Origin of the sequence: Stutzerimonas decontaminans (genome assembly GCF_000661915.1) — a bacterium.
Lineage (GTDB): Bacteria > Pseudomonadota > Gammaproteobacteria > Pseudomonadales > Pseudomonadaceae > Stutzerimonas > Stutzerimonas decontaminans.
In genome coordinates this window covers 1475054-1496317 of sequence record NZ_CP007509.1, presented here as the reverse complement: position 1 = coordinate 1496317, position 21264 = coordinate 1475054, and the positions used below count along the sequence as shown (strand labels likewise).

The following is a 21264-nucleotide window of genomic DNA, read 5'->3' as shown; positions in this document are numbered from 1 at the left end:
ACCGGACGAAATCAGAACAACCCGAGCTGTCCATCGACCAGCGAAGAGAAGTCGTCGCCCACGAACGGCAGGATCGCATCCGCCACCGGCTGCAGCTGCCGCGTCACGTAATGGTCGTAGTCGATGGCTGATGACCGCGTCTCCAGCGGCTCCGGACCCGCAACCGTCATCAGGTAACTGATCCAACCGCCGTTCTGATACTGCCGCGGCCGACCCTGGCGGTCGTTGTAGTCATCCGCAAGGCGCGCCGCCCGCACGTGCGGCGGAACGTTGCGCTGGTAATCGTCCAGCCTACGACGCAAGCGCTTGCGATAGATCAGCAAGTCATCCAGCTCGCCAGCCAGCGTGCGCCGCACGTAGTCACGAACGTAATCCTGGTGCGGCTGACGGTGGAAGATGCGTTGGTACAGCTCCTGCTGAAAGCGCTGCGCCAACGGTGACCAGTCCGTGCGTACTGTCTCCAGGCCCTTGAAGACCATGCCATCACTGCCGTCCGGACGAGTAACCAGGCCTGCATAACGTTTCTTGCTGCCCTCCTCCGCACCGCGAATGGTCGGCATCAGAAAACGCCGGAAATGCGTTTCGTATTGCAGCTCCAGCGCACTGGCAAGGCCGTACTCGGCCTGCAGATGCACGCGCCACCAATCATTGATGTGCTGCACCAGTTCCCGACCGATGCGCGCCGCCTCCTCATCCGAGTGCGCCTTGCGCAGCCAGACGAAGGTGGAGTCGGTATCGCCATAGATCACGGCGTGGCCTTGCGCCTCGATCAGCTCCCGCGTACGCCGCATGATTTCGTGGCCACGCAAGGTGATCGACGAGGCCAGCCGCGTATCGAAGAATCGACAGCCGCTGGAGCCCAGTACGCCGTAAAAGGCATTCATGATGATTTTCAACGCTTGTGATAGCGGCTTGTTGTGCTCGCGCTTCGCTGTCTCGCGCCCTTCCCAGACACGTTCCACGATCGCCGGCAGGCAGTGCCGGGTGCGCGAGAAACGCGCGCCGCGAAAGCCGGGAATCGACGCCTCATCGTTGGGGTGACGCAGCCCCTCAATCAGCCCCACAGGGTCGATGAGAAAGGTGCGGATGATCGACGGATACAGGCTCTTGTAATCGAGCACCAGCACCGACTCGTACAACCCCGGCTGCGAATTCATCACGAAGCCACCCGGGCTGGCCTCGGCCTGACGCTCGCCCAGGTTGGGAGCGACGAAACCCTGGCGATGCATCAACGGCATATACAGATGCTCGAACGCAGCGACCGATCCGCCACTTCGATCAGCCGCGAGGCCCGTCACCGTGGCGCGCTCCAGCAGGAAGGTCAGCAGTTCGGTATGGGCAAAGATCCGCGTGACCAGCTCGCAGTCCTTGAGGTTGTAGCGCGCCAGGGCCGGCTTGTCCTGGGCGAACATGCGGTCGATTTCCGCCATGCGCTGGTACGGATTGTCGATCGCCTTGCCTTCGCCCAACAGAGTCTGGGCGACGTTCTCCAGACTGAAAGAGGGGAAGCTCCACGTAGCCGAGCGAAGCGCCTCGATACCGTCGATGATCAGCCGTCCGGTGGCCGCCGCGAAATAGTGATTGCCGCGACCGCCGTGCTCGCGCCACTCCATCTCCGAGCCATCGCGCCCAAGACGCAACGGCACCTGCAGGCGCTGCGAATGATCGTGCAACACACGCAAATCGAACTGAACCAGATTCCAGCCAATGATTGCGTCAGGATCGTGCTCGGCAAACCACGCGTTCAAGCGTTCGAGCAACCCGCTTCGACTCTCGCAATATGCCAGGGAAAAATCGACAGAGGCGCCCTGTCCGTTCTCCGGGCCGAGCATATAGACCTGGCGCTGGCCGCAGCCCTCGAGGGCAATGGAATAGAGATCACCGCGGGAAGTGGTTTCGATATCCAGAGACACCAGCCTGAGCGTCGGCCGATAGCCTGGCGCCGGCTTGAGCTGCGTCTCGACCGGATCACCACCATCGACAGGCGCGTCGGCGAAGGACACTGGCGCGGTGATGAAACGCTCCATGAGGTAACGCTCAGGCGGACGAATATCCGCCTCGTAAACGTCCACCCTGGCATCCCGCAGCAATCGCGCACAATCCAGCAAGCGTCGATACGACCGGCAGTACAGCCCCATCACAGAGCGATGGCGGAAATCGCGCAGCACCAGGGGCCGCAGTTCCGCATCACGCTCGCGACGCAACAGGGACTCTGCGAGTGTGCGCTGCTCCTCCGGAATGAAAGCAACAGAATGCTGCTGCGGCCCCCGTACCTGCCGCGGCCCCTGGTCGGTGGCCAGCCAGAAACTGATCTCGGTGCCGCCTGGCAAATCGCGCCAGTGCCGGGTCAGGATGAAGCCCTGCTGCAGCTGCGACATCCCCCTCCCCTTCGCTTCGCGCAATGCCATAGTCGCCTTAACCTCTAAACCAGGTAGCCAGCGCGCTCCTTTCGAAGGTAGTCATCATGAGGAAAGCGCGGCCCTGGTCGGCGATTGACGACCCTTAAAGCAAAAACCCCCGAGCTCTGGCGAGCTCGGGGGTTTAGGCTACATGTAATGGCGGAGAGATAGGGACTCTAAATTCTCTCACCCACAAGCCAGAAACCCCGTAGCTTCGGGCCTTTCAGCGCCACGAGTAGTAGAATTGAGTAGTAGAATTCAGTCTATCACTCATGTTCTGGTGCAGATTATGGCAGACCACATTTTCCAGAAGAAAGGCGAAAGCACATGGTATGTGCGACTAGATGTGCCCAAGGACGTTCGCCACGCCTTCGGTGGTCGCCGTGTTCTCGTGCAATCTCTGAAGACCGGGCTTCGCTCAGAAGCGATGGAGCGTCGCCTTCCGTGGCTGGCGAAATGGAAATCTGAGATTCGAGACGCTAGGGAGCGGAAGTCAGAGCTAGGGGACGCATGGCGGGAAGACTTGGCAAAGCAAAGCACCCGGTACACCAAGAGTCTGAATCATCAGGTTATGCGTGCAGTCAGTGGCCCTGACTACAAACACAAGTTAACCCCCGAGCTGATCCAAGAGCTTTGGCCGATCCTTCAGGAAACCGTCGCAGATATGAAAGCTGCCGGGGTTCCTACCGAGCAAGCAGAACAACTGCCCACGCTACTCCTACAAAAATCCCAAGCATCCGGCATAGATCGTATCGGTCCCACCAAAGCACTGAACGAGCTGCTTCGTGGAGCATCAGCGCTTGCGGCTGTTACTAACCACTCCTTGAGCCAAGACGAAGCGCTTGAAGCTCAGCAGATCATGGTTGACCACACGACATACAAGCCCCGCTCCCCCATCACACAGAAGCGTCTGGAAGCCTTCCGTATCTCCCTCGAACGCAAGGGCAACGAAGCCAAGACCATCGACCAGATGTGCCGCCGTGTGAAACAGTTTTCAGACTACCTCACGGCGACAGGCAAGCCGGTGAGCTTCGACACAGTGTCGGCCTACCTTGACCAGCTCACAGACAAAGCCGGAAATCCGCTTAGCTCCAAAACCAAGAAGCAGCACACGTGGTCCGCGAGTGCGTATTGGAAGTGGGCCTGCAAGCACGATGTCGAATGGCGTGAGCAGTACAAGGGCCAGCCCAACCCATTTGCCGACCATGATTTCCCCGTAATCAAAGGCGAGGCTATTAGCTGGGAAGCATTCTCTAAAAAGGACGTTGAACGGCTACACGCTCTGGCAGTTGAGAAGAAGGATCAACCCTTAGCTGACCTGATTGCTATTGGTGCCTACTCTGGTGCCCGCCTCGAAGAAATCGGCAGGATTCACCGCGACACCATCACTATTAAGAACGGTGTGCCCGTCTCTTTCTCAATCACAGAAGCCAAGAGTGCCGCTGGTATCCGAGAGGTGCCATTCCATCCCAAGATTGCAGCGCTAGTGTCATCACTGCTTGAAGCTTCTAAAGATGGCTTTCTTCTGCCTGGAGGCCACAACAAATATGGCAATCGTCTTGATGCTCTCAGCAAGCGTTTCGGAAGACTCAAGACACAAGCAGGCTTCGATAAGCAGCACGTGTTCCACAGCATCAGGAAAACGACAATCACACTGGTGCATCAGGCAGGTGCAGACGTAGCCGTTATGCCGGGCCTGTTCGGGCACGAAACAGGGTTAATAACCTTCGACCTCTACTCCAAAGGTCCAAGCCTTGAGCAAAAGGCTAAGGTGATCGCCCTACTCGACTTCAAATTCGATTGTTTCCCGTAGTTTTGCGGGCGTAAATCGTCGTTCTCGTTTTTAGCTTTATGCCGATGCAGGTAGAAGACAGCGAAGATTTAACACCCTACTTTTCCCTATATACATTTATTTAACTACTACTATTGCAAAATAGGAAAAGTAGTGTATTATCCTTCCTTCACCTTTGAATTTTACGAGTAGCCTCCTCTTGGAGATAGCTGCTCTTTCGTGCGTCTTCTATTTGGCAAGTACCAGCTGCACTGCCGTTCGTCGGGAATGAATGTCATACAAAGTTATTTTATTTAGCTGAACCCCGCTGTATATGCGGGCTTGGCAAGTAAGTTAGCAACTAACTCAAATTAGAATGATAAATTAATACTTGACAAACAGCAACTTTCGTGGGAGAATGAGAATGAAGGTGGAGCTTTAAGTGGCGGGGAGAAAAAATTACCTGCAAGACTTCTCCACTCTCCCGAAACACCCTAAGATTGTGCAACGCAATCTTGCAGATTTCCTCCAATCATCACAGCTTTGTTTCTCCTCTTCTTGTAGCTGTGGTGTTTATAAAAAGCTCGATGGGCTTCTAACCTAAATCAATTGTGCACACTCAAATAGAGTGTTGGTCAGGTTAGTTTCTTTTATTCCTGAAAGGCGTTCTCGAAAGAGCTACGCCTTTTTTATTGGTTTTTTTATGAATCTATTACTTAGGAGATTCGACTATGGCAATCACTCGTCAGTGTGTTTGGTGTTCAGCACCATTCACCGCAAACAGACAGCACGCAAAATTATGTGGCAACACGTGCACGGTCTCTTGGCATCGATACAAGAAAGCAAACTTATACTGGCTCTCGTCTAAAGAGGCGTTTGAGGTGTTGAGTAATATGGCACAGGAAGGGCGGCATCCTAATCCGCTGTTTGCGCCAGAACAAAGAGCGTTTAAAGAATTTGAGGCTGAGGTATATGCAAAGGCTTCAGAGGCACTATCCACCTACAACGGCCTCTTAGAAAAGGTTATCGAATACGGACAAGAGGAGGAGCGACCCAATTAAACGAGTGAAACACCAACTTTTACTAAGGGTTTTCACCCCTTAGATCGTTCATCAAAACAATCCATACCCATTACAGGCTTTAGTCTGTTTTGCGTATTACTATTGCCAAATATAAGGAAAACAATCATATGAGACAGTGCATCATCTGCAACAAAGAATTCGAACCGGCTCGTAGCAATCACAGAAAATGCAGCAACCTCTGTTGCGTTAGACATTACCAACAACGCTTGAAAGCTAAAGAAAAGTTTTCAGCAATTCTGAAACAGCTAAAGAGCCCAGAAGCCTTGGATATGCTGAATCAGGAATTGGAGCGAATGCTGGAGGCGACCCCAGATGCCGCGATCTGAAATCTATATAGGATCGCTTGCCTACTCCAAAGAATTGCTGCTGATTGAGCTTGAGCTGCTGAACAAGCTACAGCGACTGAGTCTGAAAGAAGGCACATCGGTATCAGAAACAATTAACAAGCTACTCACTCGACAGCTAAAGGAGCACCAACAATGACTATCCTCCGTCTACCGCATAAAACTTGGCATTGGTTTATGGAGCACTCCAATGCACGACAGCGATCTGTAAAAAATGACATTGCCAACCTTGCAGACCGTGTTCGTAAGCTGAGAGAGGGTGAGATTACAGAAGACGATCTTCTTTTGTTTATCTACAGCCTGTAATCATTAGAGTTAACGACACATCAGCCTCCATCCTTAGTGCCACGTAGCTTCCAGCCATTAAAGAGGTGAACAATGAAACTGAAACTATCAGAGAGAGCGGAGCGAGAGCTTGTTGCATTGCACGAAAGTGTAGACGGACAAGTAAGCCTCACGCACTTTCTAAACACTCTCATCAGCAAAGAGTATGCAGCGATGCAAGCTATAAATAACATCCCGCCAATAGAGGATTTTAATAATGGTTCAACGAAACAAAGTATGCCAACACTGCAACACTGAATTCAGCACCAGCCAATATGCTGCCAAGTACTGCACTGTCTCCTGTCGCACCAAAGCCCGAAACACAAAGACAGCATCCAAGCGAATTGCCAATCTTCCGTGCTCCGATGAATGGTTGTGGGTGGGTCGTGAATGCAAGCGCGCTGGCACAGTAGAGATTTTAACGGATGTTGATCTGGTAGAACTGTTCTCGGTCTATCGTCGTAGGTTCAAATGCTATGGTTGGAACGAAGACAAACAGAAGTCCAAGTTCCACCTCTGCCACATTAGTCCCGCTCAAGGTAAAGACACCGTAGGTCTTCTACACCATCAGAATCTGTTCATTGGTGGCAGTCTTGCCAATCAAGTGCATGGTGCTACAGCGGTAGAGGGTGCAGGTCTTTGTATTAAGCGTAGTAGCTTGAAGAACAAGTGGCTTGTAGATGAGAAAGCTACAGATAAAGCCGTGCTGAGCAAGGTTAAATCGTTTCTGGGTAAAAAGTTGGTTGAGTATGCCAAGACGCACCCTATTCGTAAGAGTCAGCGGTTTGGGTTGGCAAAGAAGATCAAGACGGAATTTCCCAAATGTGAGGTTCCTCTGGCTGAGCTGGAACGTATGGGCATGACCGCCCTGCGGAAGCTGTATGCCTCGCTACAAGAGCAGGAGCTGTACACGCTGAGTCTCACCCCACGCCGTACCCTTTGCGTCTATGTGGAGGAGCTGGTGCGCTTCGCAGAGCAATGCTCAGACCCTACCAAGAGCAGTGATTATGCCTTCACGGCTGCTGCTGTTCGGTGTGTGGCTCTATGGGTGATGAATCAACGTGGTGAAGAGGGTTTCGGTGCTATCGGTGGTGAAGCATACGGGTGCTGGTTCAACCCTGTACGCCTGAAGCCGGGACAAGATGGCAGCAACCTGCGCGACTTCGCGGCCTTCACTGCATTCAGTGTCCTGCAAGGTGCCAAGCCTGATCGGAAGCTCATCAGCAATACGCTTCGTAAGTACCTGGAGCTTGTCAGCTTGGATCATCACGATTCGAGAAACGATCACGGTGATGACTGGCTGGTTCACGCCTCTTGGGTCGTTGAAGACATTGAACTGTTTATTCAGCAGACAGAGAAGAATAAAGACGCTCTGAACACTGTTGGCCTGATTGACGGTGAGTTTTTGTATTGGTGGCTTGAGAGTCGCAAAGAAGCTCTACAGATTGCCAGCTTCTACGAAGAACGAGAGTTAACAGAGTGCCGATCAGAGTTCGATTACCCAGACGATTACTTTCAGGTTGAGGATGACTATGTGCCAAGCCCGCCTGTTGAGCCTTGGTATGATCCAGAGTTAGTACCGTTCTAAACTAAAACTTAACACCGCATATAGTCATTACAGTTAACAACACATCGTGCTCTAAGCCCCGTCTTTAGTGGCTCTCAGCCTACTGACCCTAAGAACACAAACTAAATACTAAAGCTTTTGCTCTTCACACGAAGTGCAGATAACGGGCTTCTATGCCCACAACAATGCCAAATGGCACCAACTTAAAATTGAGGAAACAATATTATGAAGACCAACGTAGTTAAACTGAACACTTTCACTTTCAACCAAGAAGAGCTTGATCGCCGCACTAATCGGGCAGTCGAGAACTTTAAGACCACGCTTCACGCGCTTGACGTAATCCAGTTGCCATTTTCCGTTGCAATCGACGCCATTGTCGAAGCAGCTCTAAGTGGTAAGAAGCTTTCTAAATATCGAAAGCCCCAGCTCCACGGTTCCATCGTTTTCTGCTACTTCGAAAAAGAGAACATCGAACACTTGTTGGAAGAAGTTGCGGAACAAGAGAAGGAGAAATACCTGGCTGAGTTGGAATCTGAGAAACGGCGAAACATTGAACTCCTCGCCTCTCAGCTCTTCGAGCAGGAAAAAGCTAAAAAGCTAAAAGCTGAACAAGAGAAAGAACAGAAAGCACGAGATCAAGCAAAGCGCGATGCTATCGAATACTTCCAAAGCCTGGAGGCTCAATAATGAATGGTAAACGCCTGATGGCAGTGCTTGAGAAGAAAGCGAAAGAATCCAAAAAAGCTCCTGCTTCTACAACTCTGACGCCCTCTCCTAAACAGGAAAAGAAATATTCCTTCGCTGAATTGCAGTGGGCGATTGATTTGGTGATGGAGGCGCATTTAGAAAGTTTAAAGCCGAAGCTGACGACAACAGATCGCATTATCCAACAAAGACTCGGGTTGATCTAAACAACACAGGGGAGCTTCGGCTCCCTTTGTTTTACAAGGATAAGAAACAATGATTGTATCTAAATACACAATTTCCGTTGGATTCAACTTCCCTAAGTCTGAAATCAGGAAAATAGATTTCCAACTGAAAGCGCTTGAGAAACGGTTTCAAGCCTTCGGCAAGGGGCTGGCCAGTAGCTTTGCCAAAACGCTAACACTGCCCGAGCTGAAAGTTAAAAAGCTCACACTTGATAGCTTAGGCGCTCAGCGCACCCTTCAAACTGACTTGAACAGAATTGGTCGCCTCCTCACTGTGCCAATCGGCAATGTCCACATTGACCAAGCGCGTATTAATCGTCAGCTTCAAGGTGTTATGACACGTGCAGCTTCAGCAGCTCGCCTGAACATCAAAAGCATTCAGGGAAGCAGCGGTGGTGCAAACCCACACTATCCATCACATCTTGGTGTGCCACGGGGCTTTGACGCTTTCAGTGGGGGTTTTGGTGGAGCTGGCGCTGCCGGATTTCTCCCTCGCCTTGGCCCTATTGGTGGTGCAGTAGCTGGCGTTGCTGCTGGCGCTGCTTATGGTGTTAGTAAGATCAACGATGCAAGAAAGGAGACAGCGACTCGTGAAGGTCAACGTCTACAACTTGAAACGGCGGTTGGTGGTAGTCGGGAGCGCAGAGAAAGCTTTACTAAAGGATTCTTTGATCTGTCCAATGATCTTGGCATCTCTGCTGAAAGCCAGATCACCGCGTATTCGAGATTTATGAAACAATCTCAATCATCAGGTATGACCGCCCAGGAAGGCTTTGATCTGTTCAAGAACGTCGCCACTGCTACACGTGGTAATGGGGGCGATCAGCAAAGCATTGAGCGCCAAGCATACGCGCTACAGCAGATGCTCGGTGTTGGCTATTTGCGGGGCGAAGAATTAAATCAGCAGTTGGCGGACTCGAACCCAGCAATCAAGAAATTTATTATGCAAGCCTTTGCGGAGCGCACAGGTAAGAAAGGAACAGAAGCATTCCTCGATGCCCTGTCCAATCGGGAAGTGTCTGTACAGGACGTTCTCAAAGGTTATGAGAAATCAGCCAAGGAAGCCTCTGATCGTGTTCGTGAACTGTCAGGAAGTATTCAGGGTGCTGAAGCTCGTTTGGAAAACCTCAAGCTTGCAGAGGAGCTACAACGAACTGTAGACGGGCCTTTGACAGAGGCGGCTAAACAATGGACAGAAGCACAGACAGAATTGCACGGCGCAATGGAGCCTCTACGCGACAGTTTTTACAGCGTAGCCGCTTCAGCCACAAGCCTCGCTGCAAGTCTCATCAGTTGGGGAGTTAAGCAGTCTGAGAGCGCCCCGGCCGTAAACGGCGAGGCAAGCAACGAGCAGCGATCTGAAAACCCTTGGTCGAGTTCTACAGGACGTGGAATGCTTTCAATACCAGATGCAAGAGCCATCAAGCAGCCGTCATACCCGCAATTCGTATCCCCTTTGATCCCTCACACCAAAGACTGGGAAACCGAGGCTCAGAAGTATTCCGGCCCTGCTCTGGATTCTCTCAAAGGAAACACCAATACGTCCGTCTCCTCTCAAGTGACGTTCGCTCCGGGCAGTATTGTATTGAACGACACAGCCATTTCTGATCCTGAAGAATTTGTTCGCAGCGTGGAGTATCCACTTATCGAGCTTCAAAAGCGTGTTATGACCGATCTATTCAGGGAAACGGCTACCAACTTCCCTGAATCAACATACTAATTGTTATCTTGTAACACGTTGTCAATCACACGAGTTTGGCATAGCTGGCAAGGACGCTGGCACCTCCCTATCCGCTACATCCCGCATATCCGCTATTCAAACAGTTGTTTGAGTTAAGCCGTTTTGTCCTCCAATCCTCAATAAATTTCAATTCGAAGGAGAGAATCCCAATGATTCGCCTGATAACGGCTGTTCTGCTTACAGCCATCACGTTTCACCTATTCGCCCTGGACCGCCACGTAAGCCAATCTGTGGTCACGGTGCAGCATCAAAGCCAAGAGATTGATGAACGCCTGTCCAAACAGAACGAACGGATCGACACGCTCAGCAATGAGATACGCAGTCGTCTAAACGTCATCGAAGCCCGTCAGAGGGCCACGCGATGAGTGATCTTTCGTATATGTGGATTCTGGTGAAGCCAGCTTCGGGCCTTACGCCAACGCTACTAATGGAAGGTTGGGAACCTGTCTCGATTGACGTACAAGAAATGTCAGAGCCGGACACGTACAGCGTCCTGTTCAGCACACAGAAGCAAGGACAGTTCTTCTACACGTGGCAAGAGTCGATCCGTGGCCAATGGCTGCGCCTTGGGTGGGCTAACGAAGCTATGTTCTTCCCAAGCCAACTTACCTATCTGAACACCCGCGATGGCTTGAACCAGTTCGTCACCGCCTATCGCAAGGGTATGAAGCATCACCAGCTCACCGAGGCCTAGACGTATTCAACAGACCATAGGCAGACGAACACAGGACAGTGAACACGTTTCGCTTGATTATCTGTGTTCAAATAGGTTGTGTTCATCGCTTTTGCCCTCTACACTGCAAACATCTAAGACGTAGATGAATACAGCGAGGACAGATTATGGCAACGGTCGGGTACATCCGAGTTAGCACAGTGGACCAGAACACAGAGCGTCAGCTTGACGGCCTCACCCTGGACAAAGTGTTTGAAGATAAGTGTTCGGGCAAGGATGCCAACCGTCCCGCCTTGAATGCTCTGATTGAGTACGTGCGTGAGGGTGACACAGTAGTCGTCCACGACATAAGCCGTATGGCCCGTAACCTTGAAGACCTCTTACAGCTCGTTAAGGCGTTCAACAAGCGCGGTGTAGCGGTACGCTTCAATAAGGAAGGCTTGAGCTTCACAGGCGAAGCCAACCCCATGCAGGAACTCATGCTCTCGATGCTTGGTGCGGTGTACCAGTTTGAGCGCTCTATGATGCTTGAGCGTCAGCGTGAGGGTATCCAGCAAGCCAAGGCAGCAGGTAAGTACAAGGGTGGTAAGGCGCGGATTGACTCTGAGTCGATCAAGGAAGCACTCATCAGCGGCCTATCTATCCGTAAGGCGGCAGAGTCCTTGGGTGTTGGTATCAGTACAGTACAGCGGGTGAAGGCAACGATGTAATGCTACCTTCTGCCTGCCAAGACAAGCCCCTTCGGGGGCTTCTTTCGTTCTGTTGTACACAGCGTGACGATATTTTGGATATTGGTCACTAGTGCTGTACTCAGACTCTACCCCGACTAAGCGCTACTCCCCTAGCGACGGGGTTTCAGAATTGGCCCAGAGGATATTTCCCATAGCAGTGATCTTGGCCTGTTCGTGCAAGGGCTGCCCCGTCAGACGGGGTGGTGTTATCGGAGCGTTGCTCTTTCCCCTGAGTACGGAAGGAAGCACCCTCCAGCGCTCTTCATCAAAAAGCGCACAGTGATTACCTGTCCCTTCTGCAAATCATAGCCAGCTCGCTTGTCTTGAAAATCTACGGATAGGTCTTGAAGACCCTGACCATCGATGTTTAGCGAAGCGCTATCAGCCTCAACCAATTCAATGCGGCCAGACCAAGTCATCCATCGATTACGGAAACGGTCATTGAATATGTCGTCTTTCTTGTCGTCACTGAAGGTGCTGGCGCAGCCCACCAGTCGATCTACCTCATCGTAGCTGGCATGGCTATCGATGTAGCTAGGCTCTGACTGTGAAGAAGCGGAAGCGGGCGCTGAGCTGCTTGTTCTGTCATTGGCAAGCCAACCAAGCACAGTGAGGCCTACAAATCCCCAAAACACGATAATCGCCAGCTTTTTAAATGGTCCCACCCGTTTCTTTGCAGGCGCTCGTTCCAGATCAGCCTGTCCGTGCTTCGCAGGTGCCCCACAGTGAGGACATGCGGCAGCGATAGAGCTGATTTGCTTTCCACATTCATAACATTCAATTAGAGCCATCTCCGCCCTCCTTGCGCTGGTACGCCTTAGCCTACCTTCACTGATGGCATTTTGTAATCGCAAGAAGCATACGCACAAAAGAAAGGGGCGGTTGCCCGCCCCTCAGAAGGTTAGAAAAGAGTCAGTTGCCCTGGATGGCTCCTCCAGTGGGCACATACGTCCTCCCACTGACCAAACCTGAACCTCCGGTATGCCCTAACATGAACGCTACGGAATCGGCGTCCATATTGCCTGCGCCTCCTTGGGGGCCTCATTTGCCATCCCCCTTCTTGCGACGTACCCGCAAGCGCCACGCCTTAAGCCCATAAGCGTGAGCGTCCAGCGTTTTGTTGCCACTACGGCGGTAGCGGCGATAGATGTATTCGTAATCATCATTCGGTGGAACGTCTTTCATGTCTATTTCTCCAGACACGATCACCGTCACCAAAACGAAGCCGTTCATCGAGCACACCTCTTGACCCAACCGCCCTGACGGACGTACAAAAGGCTTGAGGGGCGTTACTCATATTTGTATGATTCGCGGCCTCGCTGGCTCCGATGGAGTTAGCAAATGCTTGGTTTGGGACGGCCTGAGAAACTGAACCCGTACCGAGCGTTAGTGATGTTGCTCAAGCTCCAGCCTTTCCCAGAAGGGTTGGGGCTTTTGCTTGTCCACAAAAATGTGGCTGCTGCTGTTGCTTTATCTCGTCTGCAATAGTGATACCTCCTTCGTCTACGTCTTATGTTTCCTTTCCTCCTTCTTCCGTCCCTGGTGTCGCCACGATAGGCGAATTCGACAGGCGGCGTACATGATGCTTATCAAAGCAGAAAAGCCGCACGACGACCGGGTTAAGCGGTTCGGGGGCTAGGATAGTCAGGCTCAAAAAACTGTCAACACAATATGTTGTGTTTTGTCTTAACTTTACCTCGTGGAAAACATAGATGTAGTGTTCTGATGGCCCAATGTTACTACAGCGCTTCCTGACAACCAACCAAGCCGCGTCAGACCTAGCACCGATGCTAGTTTTCTCCCTCTACTTGCTGACAATCCTACCTCAGCCACCCCTGACGGCCGACCGATCCGTTTCTTGATCGTCCTTCGGAATCCCTTCGTGGTGCCCATAGTGGAACGGATACGCAATACTGTTCTGAAGCTGCACAAGCTCAACATGGCTTCGGTTCGCCTCTCGCTGCGCCTTCCTGGCTCTACCGTTCGCTTCGCTTAGCTCCTGTTGGCTTTGAGCGTATAGCTGCACCAGCTTTCGCCGTTCAGCCTTTAAAGCCCTCACCTCCTCCCTTAGCTCGTGGCATTCCTCTTCTAGAAGGCGAGCGTGCTGCTGCCACACCTCAGCGAGAGTGGGCACACCAAGGAGAAATTCGAAATCGTCAGGGCACGACATAACAGCCCCTCACCAAATACTGTATGAACGTACAGTATAGCGATAGACCGCAAACAGAGGGGAACCGCTTAGGCGGAGTAGTAGAAGGGAGTAGTAGAAGCAGAAAAGAAAAAGCCCCGTAACTCATTGAATTACAGGGCTTTTTTAATAGTGGCGGAGAGATAGGGATTTGAACCCTAGGTACCCGCGAAGGTACAACGGATTTCGAATCCGTCCCGTTCGGCCACTCCGGCATCTCTCCAGCGGCGCGCATCATAGCAGCTGGAGCAGGATTGTCGAACCCCAACTGCACAGATTTTTACCGTTTTTCAGCCTCTTGCAGCTTCCTCGACCAGACTCCGCGGGTCTGGTCGCGTGAGCGGGTCAGGCTGTCAGGCGGGTAAGTGCCTCGCGGTACTTGTCGGCGGTTTTCTGCGCGACATCTGCCGGAACGGCGGGCGCTGGCGGCTGCTTGTTCCAGCCGGTGGATTCCAGCCAGTCGCGCACGAACTGCTTGTCAAAGCTCGGCGGGCTCTTGCCTTCCTCGTAGCTGTCGGCCGGCCAGAAGCGGCTGGAGTCGGGGGTCAATACTTCATCCATCAGCGTCAGCGTGCCATTTTCGTCCAGCCCGAACTCGAATTTGGTGTCAGCGATGATGATGCCGCGCGTGGCTGCATATTCGACCGCAGCGCTGTAGAGGGCGATGGAAACGTCGCGCACCTGGGCCGCCAGCTCTTTGCCGATGATCGCTTCACACTGCTCGAACGAGATGTTCTCGTCGTGGTCGCCAACCGCGGCCTTGGTCGAGGGGGTGAAGATCGGCTGCGGCAGCTTGGTAGCCTCCTTCAGACCGGCCGGCAGCTGAATACCGCAAACGGTGCCGCTCTTCTGATATTCCTTCCAACCGGAGCCGACGATATAGCCGCGCACGATGGCCTCTACCGCCACCGGCTTGAGGCGCTTGGCGACGACCGCGCGCCCCTCCACCAGCGGCAGCTCGTCAGCCGGCACCACGTCCTCGACCCTGTCACCGGTGAAGTGATTGGGGATCAGGCCCTTGAGTTTGTCGAACCAGAAGTTGGAGATGGCGGTAAGGATCTTGCCCTTCTCCGGAATCGGTTCGGCAAGGATCACGTCGAAGGCCGAAAGGCGGTCGGTGGCGACCATGAGCATGCGTTTGTCGTCGATCTCGTAGAGATCACGTACCTTGCCCGAATAGATCTTCTTCAGGCTGAGTGCGGTGGGAGTGGTCATACGAAAACTTCCGCGGTTGGCAGGTCGGCAGAAACGAAACAGGCGAAACCTTGAGGTTTCGCCCATCCGTGTCGTGTTGCAGGGCGGCTTTTCGCTCAGCCCAGATTGTCCTTGATCAGACTAAGCACTCGGCGAGCAACGTCAGCTGGCGCGACGGTGTCGATGCTCTTGTCCAGCGTCACCTGGACACCATTACCGGCACGTGTCAGGCGCACCTGATAACGCTCGGCCCGCGCTTCAATATCATCCTTATCGGCGCCGCCAAACAGGCGACTGAAGAATCCGGGCTTGTCAGCCGGGTCATTGGCGCGCTCGCTGAGGTCCACGTAGTAAACACCGAGGCTTCGATCCAGATCGTCGACCCGGACGTCCGCCGCTTGAAGCGCTCTACCAATGCTGGCCCAGGCACGGTCGAAATCGCTATCGAGCTGCAGCAGCGGATTGCCACTGCCGTCCTCGGTCAGGTTCACGCGGCTCGGCGCATCGAAGTCGCGCTCAGCCAGCAGCGATACGGAGCCGCCCTGGCGAGCGCTGCGGTTCAGGCTGGCCTGCAGCTCGTCGAGCAGTACTCGGTCAAGTTCCTTGTTGCTGGAGGTTTCCGGCCATGCCACATCGGCAGTGCTCCCGGTAGGACGCTTGGCGCTGACCACGAAGATTTCGCTGGTGTTGCGCTGCACGCCGGGTTCGACACGAACTCGCACGCGCGTTTCACCATCCTGAATACCAAGATTACGCACCAGCGCTTCGTCCAGCCCCGACGCTGTCTGCCAGGCGGTAGCGAACTCGCCGGTCTGCCGGCGCTCGTCAGCGATGCTGAAGCCCTTGTCGGTGAAGAACTGTCGCGCGGCGATCCACACCTGGGCAGGTGCGTACTGCGCTACCAGCCAACGGGAATCACCAGAGGACTGCACGCTGAAATCACTGACGTCGGCGGCCACCTGCAGGCGCTGGGGACGCGGCACTTCGTATTTGCCGGAGTGGCTGCTGTCAGCAACCTGCCGCGGGACCGGCAACAGCGGATCAAGCGGGCGAATCTCGCCATCAACGGCAACCTGCATTGGCGCGGTTTGGCGCGCCGAAAGGTAGTCACTGCCGCGGTCGCGAAAATATCCATCGTCGCCCCACAGCCAACCGCAGCCACTGGTTGCAGAGATCATCAGGGCAAGGGTCGAGAATCCGGCCAGTCGCTTCATGCGTATTCCTTTGTTATTAAGCCAGCACGCCGGTTTGGCGCATCGCCTGGCGTAGCGGTTCCTGGAAGCTCTGGCTCAGCCAGGTCAGCGGCAGGCGAATGCCGTCACCCATCAGGCCCATCTCGTGCAACGCCCACTTGACCGGGATCGGGTTGGCTTCCAGGAACAGAGCGCGATGCAGCGGCATCAAACGCTCGTTGATCGCACGGGCAGTGACGGCATCGCCCGCCATTGCCGCGGCGCAGAGGTCGCTCATGGCGCGCGGCGCCACGTTCGCCGTGACGGAAATGTTGCCTTTTCCGCCCATCAGCATCAGCTCGACGGCAGTCGGGTCATCACCTGAATAGACGAGGAAATCCTTGCTGACGCGATCCAGGACTTCCTGGCCGCGCTTGAGGTCGCCCGTAGCCTCCTTGATACCAATGATGTTGGCTATCTTGGACAGTCGCTCGACCGTATCCGGCAGCATGTCGCACACAGTGCGGCCGGGCACGTTATAGAGGATCTGCGGGATCGCCACAGCCTCGGCGATGTGTTTGAAGTGCAGGTACAGGCCTTCCTGGGTCGGCTTGTTGTAGTACGGGGTCACCAGCAGGCAGGCGTCTGCGCCAGCAGTCTTGGCGTTTTCGGTCAGCTCGACGGCTTCGCTGGTGGAGTTGGCACCCGTGCCAGCGATGACCGGAATACGGCCATTGACCTGATCGACGACGCGGCGGATCACTTCGATGTGCTCGGCGACGCTCAGCGTGGCCGATTCACCCGTAGTCCCGACAGCAACGATTGCATTGGTGCCTTCCTGTAAATGGAAATCCACCAGTTTGCTCAGGCTGTCCCAGTCCAGACCGCCTTGCGCATCCATGGGCGTGACCAGCGCCACCATACTGCCCGCAATCATGCAACCACTCCTGCCGGAATAAATAAAAGAAGCGTAATGGTACAAGGCTCCCCAGCGCTTTGCGAGTAGCGTGAAGCAAGCCGCAAGAAGCATAACGACGACGCCCGGGACCTACCCAACAATAGCCTCCATTGGGCAGTGCGCATTCCCACTGACCTCGCTTTTCGCTACCCTTAGCCGTTTTCGGCTTGGCTGGCCGACCGACTCACCACTGCCAGGAATGCTGCATGTCCACCCCCCCTGTACCCCGCGAACAATTTCTCGTCATCAGCGCGCTCGGCGCCAACCCGATGGAGCTGACCAATGTGCTCTGCCGGGCTGCCAACGAGAACCGCTGCGCCGTCGTCAGCACGCGACTGACCCGTCACGGCGAGTGCAGCGCGCTGGTGCTGGAAGTCACGGGCAGTTGGGACGCCCTGGCCCGGATGGAGACTACCTTGCCTGGACTGGCAAAGAAGCACGCCTTCACCGCCAACGTGGTACGCAGCGAGGCGCTGGAAACTCGGCCGCAAGCGCTCCCCTACGTGGCCTATGTAAGCGCCGCCTTCCGCCCTGACATCCTCAATGAGCTGTGTCAGTTCTTCATTGACCACCGCGTCGAATTGGAAAGCCTGACCTGCGACACCTATCAGGCCCCTCAGACCGGCGGAACCATGCTGAACGCCACGCTGACCGTCACGCTGCCGGCGGGCACCCAGATCAGCTGGCTACGCGACCAGTTCCTCGACTTTGCTGACGCACTGAACCTCGATGCGCTGATCGAGCCCTGGCGTCCGCAGAACCCTTGAGATCCCGTATCAGGAGTCAACATGGCGATTGAAATCGACCGACCCGTTCCGTCCTTCCAGGCGCAGGCCACCAGCGGCCAAGTGATCGATCTCGCATCGCTGGCTGGCCGGCAGGTCGTGCTGTACTTCTACCCGAAGGACAACACGCCCGGCTGCACGACCGAGGGGCAAGGTTTTCGCGATTTCCACCAGGCGTTTCTGGGGGCCAATACGCTGGTGTTCGGCGTCTCGCGTGACAGCCTGAAGACCCATGAAAATTTCCGCGCCAAACAGGGCTTCCCCTTCGAGCTGATCAGCGACAAGGACGAGCAGCTGTGCCAGCTGTTCGACGTGATCAAGCTGAAGAAGCTGTATGGCAAGGAGTATCTCGGCGTGGACCGCAGCACCTTTCTCATCGACCGCAACGGTGTATTGCGCCAGGAATGGCGGGGCGTGAAGGTGCCGGGCCACGTGGAAGCGGTACTTCAAGCGGCACGGGCATTGAACGAGGCATAAATAGGGGCTGGCGCTCAGCCAGCCTTCAGCCAGCTCATTCGCTTGGGGCAACCACCACCGCGGCAGGCTCCCGCGGCCAGGCATAAAGAACAGCCTTAAACAGCGTGGCAAGCGGAATAGCGAAGAACACCCCCCAGAATCCCCATAGCCCACCGAACAACAGCACCGCGCAGATGATCGCGACCGGATGCAGGTTCACCGCCTCGGAGAACAGCAGGGGCACCAGCACGTTGCCATCCAGTGTCTGGATGATCGCGTAGGCCACCATCAGATAGAAGAACTGGTCACCCAATCCCCATTGGAATATTCCGATCAGCGCGATAGGGATGGTGACAACGGTAGCACCGATATAGGGCACCACGACCGAAATGCCCACCAGCATCGCCATCAAAGCCGCATAGTTGAGCCCCAATGCGGCGAAGACTGCGTAGGACACGGCGGCTACGATCAGGATCTCAATCACCTTGCCACGGATGTAGTTGGCGATCTGCAGATTCATTTCCTGGGAAACCTGGGTGATCAGGCCACGCTCGCGTGGCAGGTAGCCCTTGATCCAGTCGCTGATCTGCTGCCGATCCTTGAGGAAGAAGAACACCAGAATGGGCACCAGCACCAGATAGATCATCAGCCCGATCAGCAACGGAAGACTGGACAGCGATGACGTCAGCACCAGCTGACCATAACGCCCAATTTCACCGCGCATGAAGTCGATGCCTCGCAGTACCTGCTCTTCGGTTACCAGTTGCGGATAGCGCTCTGGCAACAACAACAGCAAGGACTGCCATTCGACCAGCATGCGCGGCAGCTCATTGAACAAGGTCAACAGCTGCTGCCAGAGCAGCGGCACAATGAACAGCAGGCAAACCACCAGCACGCCGATGAACATCAGGAACACCAGCCAAACCGCCAGCGAATGTGGCACCCGTAGGCGCTCCAGGGCAGCGACGAGCCCCTGCATAAGAAAGGCCAGCACCAGCCCCGCCAAGACCGGCGCGAGCATCTTGCCAAGGGTCAGAACGGCCGCAAATGCAAGAAACAGCAGAACCGCGAGAACCACCGCCTCCTCATCGGAGAAGTAACGCTGCATCCAACCGCGTAATACCTTGATCATGTAATCCCTCGAAGCAAATCGTCAGGCCTTGCGCAGCCAATAACGGTACAGGCCGTTTTCGACTTCCTCATGCAACAGCGCATGGCCGGCCAGCTTGGCAAAACTGCGAAAATCCCTTTGCGAACCCGGATCGCTGGCAATTACCTTCAACACAGCGCCGCTGGCCAAGCGGTTCAATTCCAGCTTGGCCTTGAGCAGCGGCATCGGGCAGTCGAGGCCGACCGCATCCACTTCAGCATCGAATACGAGCGACTGCGATTGTTCGTCAGTCATGGTTCGCCTCCACAGAAAAGCCTCGCAGCATACCTAGCCCACCAGGGCTCTGGCCAGCCGGCCAAGGTCAAGGCTACAGTAGCCGTTCTCACTTCAACGAGCCTGTCTGGATGAAACTGCTGCGCCCCGCCCTGCTCACGCTCACCTGCCTGCTGGCCCAACCGGCATTGGCCAACGATCTGCCCTCGCTCGGCGACGCCAGCTCGGGCATCGTTTCACCGGAACAGGAACATCTACTCGGCCGCGCCTGGCTCAGCCTCCTCCGCGGACAGGTCAAGCAGCTTTCCGATCCACAGCTCAAGGACTACGTCGAAAACAGTGTTTATCGGCTGGCCGAGACCAGTCAGCTGCAGGACCGCCGGCTAGAATTCGTCCTGCTCGACAGCCCTCAACTGAACGCCTTTGCCGCACCGGGAGGAATCATTGGGGTCAACGGCGGCCTGTTCATCCACGCCCAGACTGAAGCCGAATACGCTTCGGTAATGGCACACGAACTCGCGCACCTTTCGCAGCGCCACTTCGCTCGCGGCCTGGAAGCCCAGCAGCGCATGCAGCTGCCGCTTATGGCTGCAATGCTCGCCGGTGTCGTGGCCGCGGCAGCAGGCGCAGGCGATGCCGGTATAGCCGCCATCGTGTCCACCCAGGCCGCGGCGATTCAGGCACAACGTCGCTTCTCCCGCCAGAACGAACAGGAAGCGGACCGCATCGGCATCGTTAATCTCGAGCGGGCCGGCTACGACCCACGCGCGATGCCATCCATGTTCGGCCGGCTGATGCGCCAGTATCGCTACGATCAAAAGCCGCCGGAGTTCCTGTTGACCCACCCGGTCAGTGAGTCGCGCATTGCCGACACCACCAACCGTGCCGAGCAATATCCGCAGGGCGGCGCTCAGGACAGCCTGCGCTACCAGCTAATGCGTGCTCGCACGCAGCTGAAGTTCGAAACCACCCCTGGCGTTGAAGCGAAACGCTTTCGCGCAATGCTCAACGAGAACCCGGAGATGGACGCAGCCCGCTATGGCCTGGCGCTGGCGCAGCTCAAGGCGGGCCAACTGGCCGACGCCAGCAGCAGCCTTGCCCCCCTGCTGGCCAAGGCACCGGACGACCTCACCTATAACCTCGCACAGGTCGAGCTGGACATTACCTCCAATCGCCTGCAGCAGGCACAGACGCGCTTGCTACGGCTGTTGCAGCTATATCCAGGCAACTACCCGGTGCGCCAGATGCACATTGATCTATTGATGGAGCAAGGCGAAACGCAGCAGGCGGAACGCGAGTTGGACAGGCTCGCAGAACAGCGTCGCCGCGACCCCGATATCTGGTATCAGGTTGCAGAGGTGCGCGGGCTGAGTGGCAATATCGTCGGCCTGCACCAAGCCCGGGCCGAATACTTCGCGCTGGTCGGTGATTACGATCAGGGCATCGAGCAGCTCAACCTGGCCAAACGTCGCGCCAGCAATTTCCAGATCTCCGCACGAATAGACGCAAGGCAGAAGCAGCTGATCGACGAGAAGCGCATGGTCGAGGAGATGCTGCGCTGAATCG

At 55.0% G+C, this 21264-nt stretch carries 23 protein-coding genes, 1 tRNA gene and 1 pseudogene; 15 read left to right on the top strand and 10 right to left on the bottom strand.

What is annotated here, in order from left to right:
• Positions 1 to 11: 11 nt before the first annotated feature.
• Positions 12 to 2378, bottom strand: coding sequence for a DNA polymerase II (locus tag UIB01_RS06995; RefSeq protein WP_038658135.1), 2367 nt, complete (start codon positions 2376 to 2378; stop codon positions 12 to 14).
• Between the two features lie 265 nt (positions 2379 to 2643).
• On the opposite strand from UIB01_RS06995, the gene UIB01_RS06990 reads away from it, so the two are divergent.
• The 12 genes from UIB01_RS06990 to UIB01_RS06950 all read left to right on the top strand — a co-directional run bounded on the left by UIB01_RS06990 (position 2644) and on the right by UIB01_RS06950 (position 11540).
• Positions 2644 to 4212, top strand: coding sequence for a DUF6538 domain-containing protein (locus UIB01_RS06990; RefSeq protein WP_230585292.1), 1569 nt, complete (start codon positions 2644 to 2646; stop codon positions 4210 to 4212).
• Positions 4213 to 4901: 689 nt separating this feature from the next.
• Positions 4902 to 5231: a hypothetical protein gene (locus UIB01_RS23055; RefSeq protein WP_155268701.1), complete on the top strand. Its 330-nt coding sequence runs from the start codon at positions 4902 to 4904 to the stop codon at positions 5229 to 5231.
• Positions 5232 to 5359: 128 nt separating this feature from the next.
• Positions 5360 to 5578: a hypothetical protein gene (locus tag UIB01_RS06985; RefSeq protein WP_038658133.1), complete on the top strand. Its 219-nt coding sequence runs from the start codon at positions 5360 to 5362 to the stop codon at positions 5576 to 5578.
• Between the two features lie 153 nt (positions 5579 to 5731).
• On the top strand, positions 5732 to 5902 hold the full coding sequence (locus UIB01_RS23050) for a hypothetical protein (protein WP_155268700.1): 171 nt from the start codon (positions 5732 to 5734) through the stop codon (positions 5900 to 5902).
• 72 nt (positions 5903 to 5974) lie between these two features.
• Positions 5975 to 6178 carry a hypothetical protein gene (locus tag UIB01_RS23235; RefSeq protein ID WP_196247251.1) on the top strand — a complete coding sequence of 68 codons (204 nt, stop codon included), beginning with the start codon at positions 5975 to 5977 and terminating at the stop codon, positions 6176 to 6178.
• The gene (locus UIB01_RS22470) at positions 6138 to 7508 is read left to right on the top strand and encodes a hypothetical protein (protein WP_155268699.1); all 1371 of its coding nucleotides are present in this window, start codon (positions 6138 to 6140) and stop codon (positions 7506 to 7508) included. Before UIB01_RS23235 ends, UIB01_RS22470 begins: the two co-directional genes overlap by 41 nt.
• A 204-nt stretch (positions 7509 to 7712) precedes the next feature.
• Positions 7713 to 8174, top strand: coding sequence for a hypothetical protein (locus UIB01_RS06975; protein WP_038658130.1), 462 nt, complete (start codon positions 7713 to 7715; stop codon positions 8172 to 8174).
• Positions 8174 to 8398 carry a hypothetical protein gene (locus UIB01_RS06970; RefSeq protein WP_038658127.1) on the top strand — a complete coding sequence of 75 codons (225 nt, stop codon included), beginning with the start codon at positions 8174 to 8176 and terminating at the stop codon, positions 8396 to 8398. The genes UIB01_RS06975 and UIB01_RS06970 overlap by 1 nt, the downstream gene beginning before the upstream one ends.
• Positions 8399 to 8447: 49 nt before the next feature.
• A complete protein-coding gene (locus UIB01_RS22655; protein WP_080695055.1) occupies positions 8448 to 10136 on the top strand; it encodes a tape measure protein in 1689 nt (562 codons plus the stop codon).
• A gap of 170 nt (positions 10137 to 10306) precedes the next feature.
• Positions 10307 to 10522 carry a hypothetical protein gene (locus UIB01_RS06960; RefSeq protein WP_038658121.1) on the top strand — a complete coding sequence of 72 codons (216 nt, stop codon included), beginning with the start codon at positions 10307 to 10309 and terminating at the stop codon, positions 10520 to 10522.
• Positions 10519 to 10851 carry a hypothetical protein gene (locus UIB01_RS06955; protein ID WP_038658118.1) on the top strand — a complete coding sequence of 111 codons (333 nt, stop codon included), beginning with the start codon at positions 10519 to 10521 and terminating at the stop codon, positions 10849 to 10851. Before UIB01_RS06960 ends, UIB01_RS06955 begins: the two co-directional genes overlap by 4 nt.
• 146 nt (positions 10852 to 10997) lie before the next feature.
• Complete coding sequence (locus tag UIB01_RS06950) at positions 10998 to 11540, top strand: recombinase family protein (RefSeq protein ID WP_038658116.1); 543 nt, start codon at positions 10998 to 11000, stop codon at positions 11538 to 11540.
• Positions 11541 to 11767: 227 nt separating this feature from the next.
• On the opposite strand, the gene UIB01_RS06945 is transcribed toward UIB01_RS06950, so the two are convergent.
• From UIB01_RS06945 to dapA, 7 genes and pseudogenes are all read right to left on the bottom strand, one after another.
• On the bottom strand, positions 11768 to 12196 hold the full coding sequence (locus UIB01_RS06945) for a hypothetical protein (RefSeq protein WP_439900404.1): 429 nt from the start codon (positions 12194 to 12196) through the stop codon (positions 11768 to 11770).
• A 75-nt stretch (positions 12197 to 12271) separates the two neighbouring features.
• Positions 12272 to 12352, bottom strand: a pseudogene (locus UIB01_RS23595) (zinc-ribbon domain-containing protein); the annotation flags it as partial.
• A 250-nt stretch (positions 12353 to 12602) separates the two neighbouring features.
• Positions 12603 to 12794 carry a hypothetical protein gene (locus UIB01_RS06940; protein WP_038658110.1) on the bottom strand — a complete coding sequence of 64 codons (192 nt, stop codon included), beginning with the start codon at positions 12792 to 12794 and terminating at the stop codon, positions 12603 to 12605.
• A 1088-nt stretch (positions 12795 to 13882) separates the two neighbouring features.
• Positions 13883 to 13972: transfer RNA gene (locus UIB01_RS06930), tRNA-Ser, on the bottom strand.
• 122 nt (positions 13973 to 14094) lie between these two features.
• The gene (locus UIB01_RS06925; protein ID WP_038658106.1) at positions 14095 to 14964 is read right to left on the bottom strand and encodes a phosphoribosylaminoimidazolesuccinocarboxamide synthase; all 870 of its coding nucleotides are present in this window, start codon (positions 14962 to 14964) and stop codon (positions 14095 to 14097) included.
• Positions 14965 to 15059: 95 nt separating this feature from the next.
• Positions 15060 to 16157 (bottom strand): NlpB/DapX family lipoprotein, encoded by a 1098-nt coding sequence (gene bamC / locus UIB01_RS06920; protein WP_038658104.1) that lies wholly within the window; start codon positions 16155 to 16157, stop codon positions 15060 to 15062.
• A 16-nt stretch (positions 16158 to 16173) separates the two neighbouring features.
• A complete protein-coding gene (gene dapA / locus UIB01_RS06915; protein ID WP_038658102.1) occupies positions 16174 to 17052 on the bottom strand; it encodes a 4-hydroxy-tetrahydrodipicolinate synthase in 879 nt (292 codons plus the stop codon).
• Between the two features lie 227 nt (positions 17053 to 17279).
• On the opposite strand from dapA, the gene UIB01_RS06910 reads away from it, so the two are divergent.
• A complete protein-coding gene (locus UIB01_RS06910; protein WP_038658100.1) occupies positions 17280 to 17840 on the top strand; it encodes a glycine cleavage system transcriptional repressor in 561 nt (186 codons plus the stop codon).
• 21 nt (positions 17841 to 17861) lie between these two features.
• Positions 17862 to 18335 (top strand): peroxiredoxin, encoded by a 474-nt coding sequence (locus UIB01_RS06905; protein WP_038658097.1) that lies wholly within the window; start codon positions 17862 to 17864, stop codon positions 18333 to 18335.
• Positions 18336 to 18369: 34 nt separating this feature from the next.
• Here UIB01_RS06905 and UIB01_RS06900 read toward each other — a convergent pair whose 3' ends face one another.
• Positions 18370 to 19446, bottom strand: a complete 1077-nt coding sequence (locus UIB01_RS06900) for an AI-2E family transporter (protein WP_038658095.1) — start codon at positions 19444 to 19446, stop codon at positions 18370 to 18372.
• Positions 19447 to 19467: 21 nt separating this feature from the next.
• Positions 19468 to 19719, bottom strand: coding sequence for a sulfurtransferase TusA family protein (locus UIB01_RS06895; RefSeq protein ID WP_038658093.1), 252 nt, complete (start codon positions 19717 to 19719; stop codon positions 19468 to 19470).
• Positions 19720 to 19829: 110 nt separating this feature from the next.
• Between UIB01_RS06895 and UIB01_RS06890 the strand changes: the two genes are divergently transcribed.
• Positions 19830 to 21260, top strand: a complete 1431-nt coding sequence (locus UIB01_RS06890; protein ID WP_038658091.1) for a M48 family metalloprotease — start codon at positions 19830 to 19832, stop codon at positions 21258 to 21260.
• Positions 21261 to 21264 lie beyond the last annotated feature (4 nt).

What these genes read in the sequence shown, in the direction of transcription:
- UIB01_RS23055 (WP_155268701.1), top strand. Translation starts at nt 4,902, where the DNA reads ATGGCAATCACTCGTCAGTGTGTTTGGTGTTCAGCACCATTCACCGCA.
- UIB01_RS06925 (WP_038658106.1), bottom strand. Translation starts at nt 14,964, where the DNA reads ATGACCACTCCCACCGCACTCAGCCTGAAGAAGATCTATTCGGGCAAG.
- UIB01_RS06940 (WP_038658110.1), bottom strand. Translation starts at nt 12,794, where the DNA reads ATGAACGGCTTCGTTTTGGTGACGGTGATCGTGTCTGGAGAAATAGAC.
- UIB01_RS06910 (WP_038658100.1), top strand. Translation starts at nt 17,280, where the DNA reads ATGTCCACCCCCCCTGTACCCCGCGAACAATTTCTCGTCATCAGCGCG.
- UIB01_RS06895 (WP_038658093.1), bottom strand. Translation starts at nt 19,719, where the DNA reads ATGACTGACGAACAATCGCAGTCGCTCGTATTCGATGCTGAAGTGGAT.
- UIB01_RS22655 (WP_080695055.1), top strand. Translation starts at nt 8,448, where the DNA reads ATGATTGTATCTAAATACACAATTTCCGTTGGATTCAACTTCCCTAAG.
- UIB01_RS23050 (WP_155268700.1), top strand. Translation starts at nt 5,732, where the DNA reads ATGACTATCCTCCGTCTACCGCATAAAACTTGGCATTGGTTTATGGAG.
- UIB01_RS06970 (WP_038658127.1), top strand. Translation starts at nt 8,174, where the DNA reads ATGAATGGTAAACGCCTGATGGCAGTGCTTGAGAAGAAAGCGAAAGAA.
- UIB01_RS06985 (WP_038658133.1), top strand. Translation starts at nt 5,360, where the DNA reads ATGAGACAGTGCATCATCTGCAACAAAGAATTCGAACCGGCTCGTAGC.
- UIB01_RS06995 (WP_038658135.1), bottom strand. Translation starts at nt 2,378, where the DNA reads ATGTCGCAGCTGCAGCAGGGCTTCATCCTGACCCGGCACTGGCGCGAT.
- UIB01_RS06950 (WP_038658116.1), top strand. Translation starts at nt 10,998, where the DNA reads ATGGCAACGGTCGGGTACATCCGAGTTAGCACAGTGGACCAGAACACA.
- UIB01_RS23235 (WP_196247251.1), top strand. Translation starts at nt 5,975, where the DNA reads ATGAAACTGAAACTATCAGAGAGAGCGGAGCGAGAGCTTGTTGCATTG.
- UIB01_RS06890 (WP_038658091.1), top strand. Translation starts at nt 19,830, where the DNA reads ATGAAACTGCTGCGCCCCGCCCTGCTCACGCTCACCTGCCTGCTGGCC.
- UIB01_RS22470 (WP_155268699.1), top strand. Translation starts at nt 6,138, where the DNA reads ATGGTTCAACGAAACAAAGTATGCCAACACTGCAACACTGAATTCAGC.
- UIB01_RS06905 (WP_038658097.1), top strand. Translation starts at nt 17,862, where the DNA reads ATGGCGATTGAAATCGACCGACCCGTTCCGTCCTTCCAGGCGCAGGCC.
- dapA (WP_038658102.1), bottom strand. Translation starts at nt 17,052, where the DNA reads ATGATTGCGGGCAGTATGGTGGCGCTGGTCACGCCCATGGATGCGCAA.
- UIB01_RS06960 (WP_038658121.1), top strand. Translation starts at nt 10,307, where the DNA reads ATGATTCGCCTGATAACGGCTGTTCTGCTTACAGCCATCACGTTTCAC.
- UIB01_RS06955 (WP_038658118.1), top strand. Translation starts at nt 10,519, where the DNA reads ATGAGTGATCTTTCGTATATGTGGATTCTGGTGAAGCCAGCTTCGGGC.
- UIB01_RS06900 (WP_038658095.1), bottom strand. Translation starts at nt 19,446, where the DNA reads ATGATCAAGGTATTACGCGGTTGGATGCAGCGTTACTTCTCCGATGAG.
- UIB01_RS06975 (WP_038658130.1), top strand. Translation starts at nt 7,713, where the DNA reads ATGAAGACCAACGTAGTTAAACTGAACACTTTCACTTTCAACCAAGAA.
- bamC (WP_038658104.1), bottom strand. Translation starts at nt 16,157, where the DNA reads ATGAAGCGACTGGCCGGATTCTCGACCCTTGCCCTGATGATCTCTGCA.